The organism is Polaromonas sp. P1_G2 (genome assembly GCF_056405515.1).
This window is the reverse complement of the sequence record NZ_JBFUBY010000812.1, coordinates 1-549: the sequence shown is the minus strand read 5'-3', so window position 1 is coordinate 549 and position 549 is coordinate 1. Positions and strand designations below refer to the sequence as shown.

Here is a 549-nt window from a genome sequence, read left to right as displayed (position 1 = left end):
CTTATAGGTCGAGCTGCCGACCTTGCCGGTCACCCGGTAGGTGGTGTTGCCGATCACGCCGCGCGGCGAGGCAAATTGCTTCGACAGCCTGCGCCAGCCGCCGGCGGCAATGATGGAGAATATGAAGGTGAGCAGGGCCATGGTGAAGCAGGGCACCAGCACGAAGATCAGCAGAATGATGTAGACCACCGGAAAATCGTCGTGATGCATGTGCCCTCCGCCCCCAAAAGAAAATGGCGGGCCAGGCCCGCCATTCGGTCACTTATTTCTTGGCCTTCAAAACATCGACGCCCGGCAATGGCTTGCCTTCCATCCATTCGAGGAAGGCGCCGCCTGCCGTCGACACATAGGAGAGATCGTCGGCGACGCCGGCATGGTTGAGAGCCGACACCGTATCGCCGCCGCCCGCCACGGAGACGAGCTTGCCGGCCTTGGTCTCGTCGGCCGCGAATTTCGCCACGGCAACCGTTGCCGCATCGAAGGGGGCGATTTCGAAGGCGCCGAGCGGGCCGTTCCAGACCAGCGTCTCGGCTTTGCCGATCCATTGCT

Annotated in this window: 2 protein-coding genes; both read right to left on the bottom strand. The window is 62.5% G+C overall.

Annotated elements, in window-relative coordinates; genetic code table 11:
- Nucleotides 1-210 (bottom strand): hypothetical protein (locus AC1D0P_RS27740; protein WP_477679669.1); only part of this gene is annotated, 210 nt, incomplete at its 3' end.
- 52 nt (nt 211-262) lie between these two features.
- Nucleotides 263-549 (bottom strand): phosphoglycerate kinase (gene pgk, locus AC1D0P_RS27735; RefSeq protein ID WP_477679668.1); only part of this gene is annotated, 287 nt, incomplete at its 5' end.